1 protein-coding gene is annotated in these 15,841 nt (G+C 48.3%); it reads left to right on the top strand.

What is annotated here, in order from left to right; genetic code table 11:
• The first annotated feature begins 83 nt into the window (after positions 1-83).
• Positions 84-15,788 carry a DUF5776 domain-containing protein gene (locus tag ACSVI6_RS07595; protein WP_491721030.1) on the top strand — a complete coding sequence of 5,235 codons (15,705 nt, stop codon included), beginning with the start codon at positions 84-86 and terminating at the stop codon, positions 15,786-15,788.
• The last annotated feature ends 53 nt before the right edge of the window (positions 15,789-15,841 follow it).

The raw sequence follows: 15,841 nt of genomic DNA, 5'->3' as shown, positions 1-15,841 counted from the left end.
ATTATGGTTTTTACATAATAAAATTATTCCAATTTTGGTTTATTTTATGTATTTTGATTCAGAATAATTAGGGAGTGATTAATTTGCCTTATAATAAATATCGTTTTAATAAAGTAAATGATAAAAAAGCATTAAAGAAAGTGAAAAGGCAATGGGTCGTAGTTTCAGTGTCAATGCTTGCCGCTTTAGGGGGAGCAACGATTGCTGAAAAAGCAGTGACGGTTAATGCCGACACCAATCCTTCTATTAATAATGATAACAGTGGCAGTAGTTCTGCTGATAAGCAATCAGGGGGTGCTTCTGCTAGCTCAACTGGAAGTAGCGTAACTAGCGATAGTACGAATAGTTCTACGGTTAGCAGTACTAGTGGGTCCAATAGTGGTTCTACCAATGGGAGTAGTTCCTCATCATCAACCACTAGTGCTAGTGGAACCAGTAATACTAGCAGTGGGAGTGGCAGTGCCTCAACGGGCAGTAATAATTCAAGCACTGGCAATTCTTCTAGCAGTTTCGTAAGCCAGGTTAACAGTGCCATTGATAGTGCTAATTCCAGTATTGCGGCTTCTTCTGCCAGCGCTGATCCTGTAGTTGCAAGTGCACAGTCTCAATTGGATACGGTCATTTCACAAGGGAGTGCCGTTAATTCACAAACTAGTGCGGTTTCTGCAATGTTTAGCTCCGTGGCTGTTGCTATGAGTTATGCCAATTCTAATAGCGCCTCGATTGATTCCTATTCTGCAATGAGTAGTAATGCAGCTGTATTGAGCTCCGCATATAGTTTAATGCAAAGCTACCAATCTAGTGCAAATACGACCAATAGTTCAGCTACTAATTACAAGTATAAAGTGCTGACTAGTTATGCCGTTAGTGCCTATGCTGGTGAATTGACGAATGTTTCGAGTGCTAACGCTTCGAACCTATCGCTAGCAACCGTGCTCTACAATAGTGCCAGTGCCGCTGTGATCGCAATCAACAGTGAATATTCGGCCACTTCGAGCAACTATGCTAACGCTACTTCCGCCGGTTTGAATGCGCAGGGGACCACCAACACGACTGTCAACGTTACCACGGCCCAAGAATTTAATGATGCAGTGATGAACCCGAACGTCTACCATATTAACGTTTTAAATGACATCGACTTACACCAGGCCCAAGGGGTGACCGATGCGGTCCAAACTCGTCAGGTGACTAAGAACGATAACACCAAGGATTTTGTGATCAACGGGTTAAAGGCCGACGGAACCTGGGCCAACATCGACTACGGTGGGGTTGACTACAGTCCAATGAACACGCGGACGATCACGTTGATGAACCAAAACATGTACGGGACCTCCCAATACGGGATCATTACCGACCATTTGGGTTCTGGAAAACCACTGACCACCGATACCTACATTAATAACGTAACCTACACGGGACCACAAATGATTCAAGCCAATAACTTGAACGCCTACATTCAAAATAACGTGACCGTTAACAGTGTGCCAAGTTTTACCGTTTCAGGGATTCCTAGCGATACGGCGACCCACTATGCCGACGTTACCAACAGTCGGAACCTTGAAGTTATTTCGATGACCGTGATGAGCGGGGCGACCTACAACGGTTATACCAATAATGGGACCGTAATTGAATTACAGGGCCAGTTCAACGTCCAAAAGGGTGCCACGGTTAATTTGAACCCGAACGGGGATGCCAGTACCTACTTTGGGCAATCCGCAGCAGCTCCTTCAATCAAGCATGGTTCACAAAGTGTCAGAGCACAAGGGCTATACGCTAAGGGGACTGCTGTGATCAACGGGACTGTCAACATCAACACCGGGAACATGCAGACTGGGAGTTCCAGTAATACCGGGAACAGTAGCTGGGGGACCAGTGCCCTCTACCTAGCCTCTGGTGCCAACATGGTTGTCGATGGTGGGTCCGTCAACGTCTCGATCAACAGTAAACCAGCCGCCTACCCAGTTGATATCGAAGGGAACCTGGATGTTAAGAACAGCGGTCAGTTCAACGTGTTAGGGAAAAACATGACCGACTACCAAAACATCGTTACCTATATTGGTGGTACCGTGACATCCGAAACGAACGGATTATTGCAATCCACGATCAACAACGTTACCGGAACCGGGAACCCATACGTTCTCCAATTGGGTTCGAACGCTACCTTGAACGTTGTAAACGGTGGGAACCTGATCCTGTCATCGGATGGGACCAGCAACCCGACGCTACTGTACACCCAAGGGACTGTTAACATTAATACCCCAGGGCAGGACGTTGTCTTTGATCTAGACACCACCCATTCGGATCCCGCCCAAAAGCAAAGTGCGGGGATTATTTCCAACGCTAACTTCAACGCCTATGCGGTTAGTGTGGATAACAACGGGAATGCGCAGGGAGCCTACTACGCAGTTAAGATTCCAGCCAGTGGGAACATCCTGTATTACAACGCCCAGGACAAGGCTTTTGAAAATCTGCCAAGTAACGGTGTCAATGGCTCGACTTCAATTACCAATTCCAAGTACCTGTCGTTTACGGCATCGCCAACCGCCAACTTCATTAGTCCACTGAACGTCCAAAAGGTGGTCAACGGGGATGGAACCGACGTTAATGAATACGAAATTTCTGGAACCCTCTCTTTGACGGGGGTCAATAACATCCCTGAATCCTTGAAGAATAAGCCAGTCTACATGAGTGTGGTCGTCAACGGGCACCAACTTCTAATTGACAACAACGGCCAGGGAGTCGTTGATGATCCTAAGACCGATGTTGATGGGGACGGTAATAAATACACTAATACGCTTCCGGTGAGCTACGTGAACGGACAGTTAGTGACCTCAATGCCATTTAGCTATCGGGTTCCCGCCAGTTGGTTGAACGACTTTAAGGCGGCAACCAGCAGCACGAATGCGATCGTTAACTCGTTGTCTGTTACTGCGCACTACTTCGTTTCAACGATCGATAGTGAACTCTATGAAGATAAGAACGGGAATACCTACACCAGTAGTAACATCATTAACCCAACAACCAGTCCGTTCAACGTTTCTAATACCCAGATCTATTCTGGCAGTATCAAGAACCACGCAATTACTGATCCACTCTACCTAATTAACCAACCAGCAATTGATCAAGCCAATGCTTCTTCATTGCAGGCTTCTTCAGCTGGCAGCAGTATGACCGCCTTTGCTAGCTCGAACGGCAGTGCGATTAGCTCGACTGCGATCAACAATTCTAGTTACGCCGTTAAGGCCGCTAGTGCCGCTAGTGCGACGAACGTTAGTTACACCAGCGTGGTCAGTCAATCAAGTGCCATGCAATCGTTGGCCTCACAGGGATATCCATCTGCAGTTGCAATGCAATCATCAATGGCTAGTGCCGTTAGTGCAATGACGATTAATAGTTCGAATGCTTCTGAGTACAACTCCCAAGCCCAAGTCGCCACTAGCTTAGCAACTTCTGCTAATAGTGACTACATTGTTCAATCGAACAACGTCAGCAGCTACGCTAGTTTGGCATCTTCATACGCCAACAACGTTACCTCAAATAACAACGCCGAAGCCAAGTTGAGCAACTTCGGCCCATCCGATAGTGATGCCTCCAGTGCCTCTTACTATGCTTCTTTAGCAAGCGCTGCAGTCTCATCCGCCAGTGCTGATTATTCTAACTTCAGCAGTGCCGTTAGTGCTGCTGCCCAACTGACCGATAGCGCCGTTAATGCTTCGAACGCGGCTGCGAAGTTTGCCAGTGTTGCCAACAGCATCTACAGCGATGGGGTTGACAATGCAAACAGCAAGGCCAGCTCCGCCGTTTCAGGGGCTCAAAGTGCCGCCGACAGCATTAGTAGTTTATCAAGTAGCGTGAGTGCTAACGTCAGCAATGCCGATTCAGTAGCCTCTAAGGCCCAATCAGAAGCCAACGCCGTTAGTGCTGCCCAACAATCTGGAAATAGTGCTTCGGCTGCCATTAGTAGTGTTGCCAGCCTTTATCCCAACGATTCGCAAATTAACAGCGATCAATCGGTTGCCAGTGCTGCTAATAGTGCATTGAACAGTGCCCAATCAGCAGGTTCAGTTGCTAATTCGGTAGCTCAGTCTGCCAAAAACGATGCTGATAATGCGGCTTCTAATTATTCAACCGCTAGTCAAGCCGCTAGTCAGGCGATTGCCAGTGCGCAGAGCGCCTCCGTGCTTGCTTCTAGTTATGAATCCGCTGGTAACTTTAATAAGGCTTCTTCCGCCGCTTCCGATGCAGCAGTGGCGAATTCCGCTGCTCAAAACGCGGTCTCCAGTGCTAATGCGGCCAGTCAGGTGGCTTCTAGCGCCTATAATTCTGCGCAAAGTGCTGAATCCAGTGTGGCTGCAGCAAGCAGTGCTGCAGCTAGTGCACTATCCAGCGTCGCCAGTGCCAACAGCAATGCGGCCGCTAGAGCAGCTTCACTTGCTAACTCGACTGCCAGTGCTGCCGATAGTAATGCCGCTAGTGCCAATAGCAAGACTAATTCGTTGACGAGCGATTCTGCTAACCCATCCAACGTTGCATCGTTAACTAGTCAGACCAACGATGCAGCATCTGGGGCTTCTGCTAGTGATAGTGCCGCTGCCAGTGCCGCTAAGGAAGCTTCCGATGCCAACGCCCAGGTCAAGTCGATGGCATCTGCTAACCCGAACAACTCAACCGTTCAAAGTGCTGCATCTGGAGTAGCGAGCGCCAACTCAGTGGCCCAATCCGCTGCTTCTGATGCCGACTCTGCCAACACGGCCGCCCAATCCGCCAGCAACGATGCAAGTAGTGCAAGTGTGACTGCCTCAGCAGCAGCTAGTGTGGCCAATTCTGCCGCTAGTGCAGCCAAGAGTGCTTCAACGGCTGCTAGTCAAGCCGCTGCTAGCGGTGATCCCGTGGCGGCTTCTAGCGCAGCTAGTGCTGCCAGTGCTGCGGCTAATAGCGCCCAATCTGCCATCAGCAATGCCTCAGTTGCCCAGTCTAATGCCGTGATTGCATCCAATACTGCTTCCGCTGCTTCTGCCAAGGCATCTTCGGCTGCCAGCAATGCTGTTTCAGCTAATAACACCGTTCAAAGTGCAGAAAGCACTGCTAATAGTGCCATCGGTGGTGCTTCCAGCTATGCCAACGAGGCCAAGGCCCAAGCATCTTCTGCTGCTAATACCACCAATAATGCGCAACAGACCGCTAGCAGTGTTGCTGTGTTGAGCAGTTCTGCTAAGTACTCTTCAGAAGCCAGTGCAGCTTCCAGTACTGCTAGTCAAACAATGAGTTCGGTCGCATCAGCAAGTAGTGCCATCAATAGTTTAATCAATTCCAATCCATCTAACGCTAGTGTCCAAAGTGCCGCCAGCGTGGTTAATAGCGCCAGTGTCATTGCCAGTTCCGCTTCGATCGATGCGTCCGTTGCATCCAGCGTTGCTAATTCGGCTTCATCCGCAGCCAGTGCTGCTGCTCAATCCGCTGCTGATGCTGCCAATTCAGCAGCTGTGCAATCTAGTGTTGCCAATGCCGCTGCTAGTGCTGCAATTAGTTATGCTGCTAATGGTGATGTGAGTGCTGCATCATCTGCTGCCACAGCTGCTAAGTCGGCTGCGAGCCTTGCTAGTTCAGCCAATGATGCGGTCCAATCCGCTAATTCGAATGCTCAAGCAGCGACTGATAGTGGAAACGCCGCAGCTGCTAAGGCTTCCAGTGCGCAATCAACGATCGCTAGTGTCGCCTCCGTTGCTTCTTCCGCCATTGCTGCTGTCAGCAATAGCGTCAACGATGGGGCTGATTACAACCATGAAGCCAGTTCCGCTAGTTCTGCTGCCTCGAGTGCTTCCGCTGCAATTAGTGGAACCTCTGCTGACGTTAATTCATCGATTGTTAGTGCTACCTCCTATGCTTCTGCAATTGCTGATGACGTAAGTAGTGCCAATAACTTTGCTTCAGGTGCCAGTTCGTTGAACAGCGATGCCCAATCAATTGCCGCTTTACATCCAAACGATTCTGCCATTGTTAGTCAAGCGCAGGTTGCTAGTTCTGCCAACTCGGTTGCTAATAGTGCTGCCAGTCAAGCAGTTAGTGCGCAATCAGCTGCTGAGACTGCAAAATCACAAGTAGTAAGCAATGCTAGTATTGTTGCCAGTGCGAGCGTTATTGCTAGCTCTGCCGCCAGCACTGCTGCTAGTGCTTCTGCAGCAGCATCTAATGCGGTGGCCAGTGGGAACAACTCGGTGGCCCATTCCTATGCCGACCAGGCATCCAGTGCTGCTGAAGTTGCTAAGTCAGCACAATCAGACGCAAACAATGCTGATCAAGCTGCGAGCCTAGCCAACAGCACCGCTGCCAGTGCTAACGCTACTGCTTCTCATGCTAGTTCGGTCGCTTCTAGTGCCAACCGTGCTGTTGCTAACGCTGATGCAGCAATTAATGGTAAGGCCGGAAGTCAATACGCTAGCGATGCTGATAATGATTACAGTGATGCCAGTAAGGCAGCTTCAGTCGCCAACGAAGCTGCAAGTGGAGCGAGCGGTGCTCAATCTGCTGCTAACGATGCGGCTAAGTATTCAACCGCCGCCAGTCAAGCTTCTGATGCGATTAACCAATCAATGGGTTCGCTCTCTTCAGCTAATAATCAAGTGGCTAGTTTGAGTTCTGAGAACACAAGTGATTCTGTCATCAACAGTGCGGTTAGTGCAGTTGCTAGTGACACATCAGTTGCTAATTCGGCCTCATCCGCTGCTAAACAGGCATCCAGTGCCGCTTCTGTTGCAAAGGATGCCGCCGATAGTGCCGCTAGTTCCGCTAATTCTGCTGCTAGCAATGCGAATACACAGGCATCGATTGCATCGCAATACGATAGCATTGCCAACAGCGCTGCCAATTCTAACGATCCATCGGGAGCTAGTTCGGCCGAATCGATTGCCTCAAAGGCTGCTGATCAAGCTTCTAGTGACAGTAGCGTTGCCCAATCTGCATCAAGTACTGCCAACCTATATGCTAAGGCCGCTTCCGTTGCTGCTTCGCAGGCTTCGTCTGCACAGGTAGTGGCTTCCAGCGCCATTGCTGATGCTAGTAAAGTCGCTTCAAAAGCGACCGAGGCCGTTTTAGCTGGTGATTATAATAGTGTTGCTAGTTCCGCCAGTTCGGTTGCCAGCAGTGCATCTGCTGCTGTAAGTTCAGATTCAGCGGTGGTTGCTCCAATCGTTTCCAGTGCGCAAAGTGCTGCTAACACTGCTACTGCTAACCAATCCGCTGCTAACACTGCAGTCAGTTCTGCCAATTCCGCCAGCACAGCAGCCAGCGTAATCGCTTCATATTATCCAGATGATTCATCGATTGCCAGTGCGGTTAAGAATGCTTCAACGGCGGCCCAAAGTGTTGCATCCGTCGCCCAACAAGTGGCTAGTGCTAGTTCAGCTGTCGCTTCTGCAAAGAGTCGGGTTGACAGCAACGCTGCTAAGATTAGTAGTGCTTCTGTCATTGCTGATTCCGCTTCAAGTGTTGCGTCAGCTGATTCTGTAGCTGCCTCCAGCGCCGTTGCCGGTGGTGATCGTGCTGCTGCAAAGTCATATGCCGAACAGGCTTCCAGTGCCGCTTCAGTTGCCAAGAGTGCTCAATCTGATGCTGATGCTGCTACTAGCGATGCTAGTCAGGCTAAACAAGATGTTGATAGCGCTGCTAATCAAGGAGCTAGTGCTACTTCTGCCGTACAATCACTTGCTAGTCAAGCTGCTAGTGCGACCAGCGTTGCTAATTCACTGGCCAGTGAACACGGAAGCAACCCAGCCCTCCCAGGAAACATTGCAGCACAAAGCGCAAAAGTGGCTGCTTCTTCCGCTGCCAGCCTAGCTGATTCGATTGCGAGTGCCAATGGAGCAAACTCCAATGCTGCAGATAAATACGCTAGCGTTGCCAGTGCCGCTAGTTCAGGAGCAAATAGTTCCACCAGTGCAGTTAGTTCTGCTACCAATGCAGTCAACAGCTATGCTTCGTCATACCCAGATAATTCCGTTGTGGCTAGCGCTGCTAATACGATTAGCTCCGCTAGTTCCGCTGCTCAGTCTGCATCTAATGATGCATCCAGTGCTAATAGTGTTGCTGTTAGCGCTAAGTCGGTTGCTTCATCAGCCGCCAACGAAGTGGAAAAGCAACGCTCAACTGCTGAACAAGACTCATATACTGCATCCAGTGCCGCAAGTGCCGCCTCATCTGCATATGTAGCGGGGAATAGTACTGCTGGGGATGCCTATGTGAAACAAGCAGTTGCTGCTGCTTCTGATGCTAGTGTCGCGGTTAGTCAAGCCAATTCTGCTAGTGATGTTGCCAGTTCCGCAGTTAACGATGCTGCCAGCGCCGCCAGAAGTGCGGTGAATGCATCCAGCGTTGCCAGTGCAGCAAATGATGCTGCTAATGCGGCTTTGAATTCTGCGCAATCAGCAGTTACTAGTAGTGGTTCAGATCTTGTTGCACCGACGATTTCAGCCGCTAGCACAGCTGATAGTTACGCTAAGGTAGCTAGTGCTGATAATTCGGGAGCCGATCAATCAACCAGCTTCGCTAGTTCTGCTAGCGGAACCGTTAATAGTCTAGCGTCCGCCCATCCAGATAACTCGGTTGTGGTGAGTGATTCTGCAACGACTAGTACTGCTGCTTCGATCGCTAGTTCTGCTAATTCAGTTGCATCTAGTGCCAATAGTGCTGCGATAAACGCCAAATCGGTTGCTGACTCAGCTTCAAGTGATGTGGTGGAACAAAGTAAAAATGCCTCTGTGGCCATTTCCAATGCAGCAATTGCCAAGAGTGCTGCTTCATCAGCATACGCTGCTGGTGATCCACAATCGGGTGATCAATTCAATAGTCAAGCTTCTGATGAATTAAACACGGCTAGTTCTGCTGCTAGTCAAGCAATTAACGATTCAAACGCAGCTAGTTCAGCCGTAACGAGCGCATCCGCTGCTGCGGATTCAGCTAGCTCAGCTTCAGTTGTGGCTAGTTTTGCCGCTGAAGCTGCTAAGGATGCCTTAAATGCTGCTCAATCTCAATATCCAGGAATGAATAGTGAAGCTTCAATGGCCGTTTCTAACGCTAAGGCTGCTTTATCTGTTGCTACTAGCACCGCTAGTGGAGCATTATCGGACGTAAGCAGTGCCGATAGTTATGCTAAAATTGCTAGTTCCGCCAGCGTTGGTGCTGGTAGCTCTAAGAGTACCGCAAGCTCTGCTAACGATGTGGTGAATAGCTATGTTTCAGCATATCCAAATAACGCAGTCGTTGTGAGTGCGGCTTCTACTACTAGTGTTGCCTCATCGATCGCAAGCTCTGCTAATTCAGTTGCGGCTAGTGCTAAGAGTGCTGCAACTAGTGCCAAGAGTACGGTCGATTCAATTGCAAGTGATGCTGCTAGTCAAAGCGCAATTGCAAGTAGTGCTGCTTCAGTTGTTAATAGTGCCTCCAGTGCTGCCGCATCTGCTTATGCGAATGGCAACCCTACCGCTGGTGATAGCTATAGTCATCAAGCGACTGCAGCTGCTAGTGAAGCCAGTGTCGCAGCTAATAATGCTTCTGCTGATTCTAGTGCTGCTAATTCGGCCGTTTCGGTCGCATCAGATGCTGCTTCCACTGCGACTTCGGCTTCGGTTGTTGCTAGTTTTGCTGCCGATGCTGCAAAGGCAGCATTGAATTCCGCAGCCGCTGCTCTTCCAGTTACGGATAGTGAAGCTTCGGTTGCTAAGTCTACTGCCGATTCTGCTTCTGTCGTTACCAGTAGCGCTAATAGCGTTGCCATTGCTAACGCTAGTGCTGCTGACAGTTATGCTAAAATTGCCAGTGATGATAATTCAGGAGCAGGTATTTCAACCAGTGTCGTTAATTCACTTAATAGCAAGGCGGTAAGTTATGCTGCTAAGGATCCAGCTAATTCAGTCGTTGCCAGTGCTGCTTCTGTGATTAGTGCTGCTAATTCAGTTGCTAGTGTTGCAGATGTATCTGCCAATAGTGCTCATCAAATGGCTGCAAGTGCAAAATCGGTTGCTGATTCTGCTGCTAGTGATGCTGCTAGCCAAAGTGCAGTTGCAAGTAGTGCCGCTTCATTAGCTAATGTGGTTTCTAGTGCTGCTACTTCCGCATACGCTGCTGGTAAGCAACAAGAAGGTGACAGTTATAGTCGTCAAGCAGCTAGTGTGGCAGCTGATGCTAGTTCAGATGCCGCTCAAGCATCCCAAGACGCCAGTGCCACCATTTCTGCAGTTGTATTAGCATCCAGTGCTGCTGGAGTTGCTAGTTCTGCATCGACAGTGGCAAGTAGTGCTGCTAATAACGCTATTGCGGCAATCAGTGATGCTGAATCAGCATTGCCAGTTACGAATAGCGAAGCTTCAGTTGCAAATTCTAATGCAACGGTTTCTTCATCGGTTGCTGGGAGTGTCGATTCTGCTACGCTTTCAGCAGCAAGTAATGCCGATAGCTATGCTAAGGTTGCGAGCGTTGCTAACTCAGGGGCTGGTAGTTCTACTAGCGTTGCTAGTGATGCTAATCGCCAGGTCGATAGCTATGCTGCTCAGTATCCAGATAATTCCGTGGTGGCAAGTGCTGTATCCACCACTAGTGTTGCCCATTCAATTGCAGACTCAGCTAATCACGTGGCTGACAGCGCTAACAGTGCTGCGGCTAATGCCAAGTCCGTTGCTGACTCGGTTGCAAGTGATGCCAATCGGCAAAGTGCGATCGCAAGTAATGCCGCTTCATTAGCAGGGGTTAATTCCACGGCTGCTGCATCTGCTTACGATGCTGGGAACTCATCAGCTGGGGATAGCTATAGTCGCCAAGCATCTTCTGCTGCCGATGATGCTAGCGTTGCCACTTCTAAGGCGGCCGATGATTCACTAGTTGCTAGCTCTGCTGTTCAAGTAGCTTCGAATGCTGCATCCAGTGCGACTTCTGCTTCCGTGGTTGCTAGCTTTGCTGCGAACGCTGCTGAGGCGGCTTTAAGTGCCGCCGCTTCAGCACTTCCTGTTACGAATAGTGAGGCTTCAATTGCTAAATCACATGCTGATTCAGCTTCTGCCACGACTACCAGCATCGCTAGCGGAGCAGTTTCTGCTGCAAGTAATGCGACTAGTTATGCTGATAATGCTAAGCGTTCGAATGCTAGTGCCGATAGTTCCACTAGTACTGCTAGTTCTGCTAATAATACAATTAATAGTTATGCTTCCCAATATCCAGATAATTCAGCAGTGGCGAGTGCGGTGCAAGTAATTAGTTCTGCTAATAGCGTGGCCAAATCTGCTAATGCAGTCGCATCGAGTGCTAATAGTGTTGCTAATAGCGCAAAATCCGTTGCCGATTCAGCTTCAAACGATGTGGTAACCCAAAGCTTAGTTGCAAGTAGTGCGGCTTCGGTTGCTCGTATTGCGTCCAGTGCTGCATCCAATGCTTACTCTAGTAATGATGCACAGGCAGGAAGTAGCTATAGTCGTCAAGCATCCGCTGCTGCCGATGATGCTAAGTCCGCAGTTGATCAAGCTGCTAAAGATTCAGCCCTTGCTAGCTCTGCGGTTACGGCAGCTGCGAGTGCTGCTGGTGATGCTAGTTCTGCATCTAGCATTGCTAGTTCAGCAGCATCGGTTGCTAAGTCAGCATTGGATTCTGCAGCCTCATCATTACCAGTGATCAGTAATGCTGCTTCGATTGCAAAGTCTAATGCCGATATCGCTTCTTCTGCAGTGGCTAGCGTTGCTAACGTCACGAATGCGAATGCCAATAGCGCTGATAGTTATGCTAAGGTCGCTAGTGGCGATAATTCTGGCGCCTCGAGCTCTACTAGTGTTGTCAGTGCAGCGAATGGAATCGTTAATAGTTACGCATCCGTATATCCTGATAATTCTGTTGTTGCTAGCGCCGCTACCACGATTAGTGCCGCTAGTTCAACGGCCGATTCTGCAAGCACAGTAGCATCAAGTGCCAATAGTGTTGCCGCTAGTGCTAAAGCTGATGCTGATTCTGCAGCTAATGATGTTTCATTGCAAAGTTCAGTGGCTAGTTCCGCTGCTTCTTTAGCAACAGTTGCATCGAGTGCGGCTTCATTTGCTTATGTTACTGGAAACTCGTCAGCTGGAGATAGCTATAGTCGGCAGGCTTCATCTGCCGCAGCAGATGCTAGTTCTGCAGTCGTTCAGGCTAACAAGGACTTTAGTGTTGCTAATTCCGCAACAATCGTGGCATCAAATGCTGCTCAATCAGCCACGAGTGCATCTGGGATCGCTAGTTCTGCTGCATCCGTTGCGAACGATGCATTAAAAGATGCGATTTCCGCATTACCAACTAATAATAGTACGGCAGCTGTTGCGCAATCGAATGCTGCTTCTAACGCTTCCGTTGTTGCTGGTCTAGTTGCGCCAATTACCTCTAATGCAAGTAATGCTGATAGTTATGCAAAAACTGCTAGCGTTGCTAGTTCCGGTGCTGATGCTTCTACCAGTGCAGTTAGTGTCGCTAATGGGAGTGTAAATAGTTATGCTTCTGAATATCCTAGTAACTCAGTGGTGGCTAGTGCGTCTTTGACGATCAGTTCTGCTAGCTTGATTGCTAAATCCGCCAGTGCAATTGCTTTTAGTGCCAATAGCGTTGCTATGGGAGCTAAGAATGCTGCTGATTCTGCTGCTAGCGATGTTAATAGTCAAAATGCGATTGCTAGTGCTGCTGCTTCTAAAGCCACTAGTGCATCCAGCGCTGCATCATCTGCCTATGCTGCGGGTGATTCACAGGCTGGTGATAGTTATAGTCGCCAGGCATCAACGGCTGCTGATGATGCCAGCGCAGCTGCGGTTCAAGCAGCGAATGATTCTAGCGTTGCTAGTTCAGCGGTCAATGCGGCATCGAATGCTGCTCAATCAGCCACAAGTGCATCAATCGTAGCCAGTTCTGCAGCTTCTGTTGCTAATGGAGCCTTGAGTTCAGCAGCAGCTTCGCTTCCTGGTAACAACAGTACTGCTTCCGCTGCTGAATCAGCAGCTGATGCAACTACAGGAGTTGCTAGTGCGACAATATCAAACGCAAGTAATGCTGATAGCTATGCGAAGGTTGCTAGCATTGCCGATAGCGGAGCTGCAAGTGCTACCAGCGTTGCAAATAATGACAATAGTCAATTAAGCAGTTATGCAACACAATTCCCAGCTAACTCAGCAGTTGCCAGTGCGTCATCAGTTGTTAGTTCAGCCACTGTGGTTGCGAACGTAGCTAATTCAGCTGCATCCAGTGCGAACGACACTGCAGCATTGGCTAAGTCAAATGCGGCTTCTGCTGCTAGTGATGCGGTTAGTCAAAGTGCAATTGCATCCAGTGCTGCTTCCATTGCTAACAGTGCATCCATAGCTGCTGCTTCAGAATATGCAAATGGTAATTCTCAATCTGGTGATAGTTATAGTCACCAAGCTGTTAGTGCTGCCAGTGTTGCTAACGCTGCCTTAGCAAGTGCAACCAGCGACTCGAACGTTGCTAGTTCAGCGGTGTCAGTTGCTTCCAGTGCTGCATTCGTTGCCACAAGTGCATCGGTCGTTGCTAGTTCAGCTGCCAACACTGCTAACTCAGCCGTTGCTAACATTTCAAATGCAACTAACTTTAATAGTGCTGCTTCCATTGCTACCAGTGGTGGAGTTGCTGCTGCTAGTGCCGCTTCCCAATTCGTTAGTTTAGCTAGTTCATCAACGAATCAAATTGCTGCGATTACTTCTCAAGCATCAACGGCTAACGGACAAGCTAGCGCAGCTGCATCTGCAGCTCCTGGAAATCCATTTGTTCAATCTGCTGCTGCGCTTGCATCGAGCGCCAATGTGATTGCTAGTTCAGCTTACGCAGGGGCTGTGAGTGCAACTACTAAGGGGCAGTCTGCTAACCAAGTTGCATCCAGTGCCGCTAGTACCGCTGCTTCAGCAAGTACTGCAGTGGTGAGTGCCGCTGTTGTAGCTAGCGTGCAAGCATCGGTTGCAAATAGCTTTGCTAACAACGGCAATTCAGCAGCCTTTAGCAGCGCTAATGCGTTGGTTAATAGTGCTAATCAAGTTGCCAGTTCAAATGCGGTAGTTGCACAAAGTGCTTCTGTTGTTGCTGCTAGTGCCAATGCGGTCGCTTCACTTGCTTACGTTAGTGCTGCTAGTTACTTTGCAGTTGCTCAATCAGCTGCACAAATGGTGATTGCTGCCAATTCTGCTGCACAATCAGCAGCCACTGTTAGTGCTGGTGCTGGCTATATCGTAAATCCTACTACGAGTAGTCAAGCTATCTTGGCATCATCATATGCTAGCCAAGCAGCTTCTAATAACACCGTTGTTAATAGTGCAACATCATTAATTATTAGCAATAATAATCAGGCTGCTTACTACTCATCCGTTGCAAGTTCAAGCACTTCGCAGGCATCACAAGCGGCTATAACTGCTTATAGTGTTGCTTCTGTTGTTGCTAATGTATATGCAAGTAATGCCAATGCCACTAATAATAGTTATGCGACCCAAGTTAGTTCTGCTACGGTTACAATTGGATCTGCATCTGCTGATGCAATTATGGCAAATAGCGTGGCAGCTAGTGCTTATGCTGCCGCAAGCGTTGCTTCAAGTGCTGCTAATAGTGCCTACGCAGTGGCCAGTGCAGCGAACGTGACTGCTAGTGCTGCATATCAATCTGCATCGGCAGCCTATGCCCGTGGCGATATAGCCGCGGGAGATAGCTACACTTCAGTTGCTGGTTCCGCTGCTAGCGTTGTTTCAGTTGCTGATGGTCAAATTACTTCTGCTAACGCTGCTGCTAGTTTGGCAACATCACAAGCTAGTTCGGCAGCTAATCGGGCCGCCAGTGATTATCAAATAATGATTTTAGCAGCTCGGATCGTCTTTTCTGCAGCCAGTGCTGCCGGAGTAGCAACGCCTGATATTGATCAAATTGGCGGAAGTGGTAATTCTGGATTGATCAATCCAGATGGAACTGCTGCTTCTGGGACCACCGTAGGGAACATTGATAATTATCAACGCGGGTTGGATGATGCTACCGATGGTTATAAGAGTGATCCAATCTACACTAACGATCCAACTTATACGGGGGCCTTTGATGGTTATTCTGACGCATACAATGGGCAGAGTGCCAAAACTGACTTTACTGGGAAGTCAGCTCTTTACCAATCTGATTATGCAAGAGCATATGATGCTGGTAGAACGGCTTACTTACGGGATGTTGCTAGTGGTAAGAAAGCTGCTGATAAGAAGGCTTATGCTGTGGAATCTTTGGATGGACAATCAGCTGGTTATAAGTATGGATATGTGACCGAATTCAACAACAAGTTGAAGAAACATCCACTATATGTATATAACAATCGGGCGCTTTATCTATATGACAGCAAGAACTTTTATGCTGCGGATCGAATCAAGAAGTATAATAAGACCATTCAAAGAAACATTAGTGAATTTAAGATTAATCGAATCGCTGTATCAAGTAGTGGTTTAGTTCGTTACTATGTTAAGAGTCATTTAACTAATAACGTTAAGCATGGTTATCTTACTGCTAAGAGTGGCTATTTAGTCAATGCTTATTATCAAACCGCTGATTATAATGCTGCTGGTGAAAAGGTGGTTAAGGTTTTGAATCCACTTGGTGCCCGTGCTCATAGTACTAAGACTTTCAATGCTGATAAGGGTAAGTATTACAAGCCTGGAGCAGAGATTAGAGTTAAGCGAGTTGTGAAATATAAAGGATTAACTAGATTCTATATTGGAAATGGTAAATATATTACTAGTAACAAGAAACTTGTTAAGTTTATTTAATTAAATAAAGTCAAAAAAACGTCACTTGATGGAGTGGCGTTTTTTTGTTCTAT

Source organism: Nicoliella sp. ESL1106, assembly GCF_058509965.1.
This window is presented reverse-complemented; position numbering and strand designations above follow the sequence as displayed.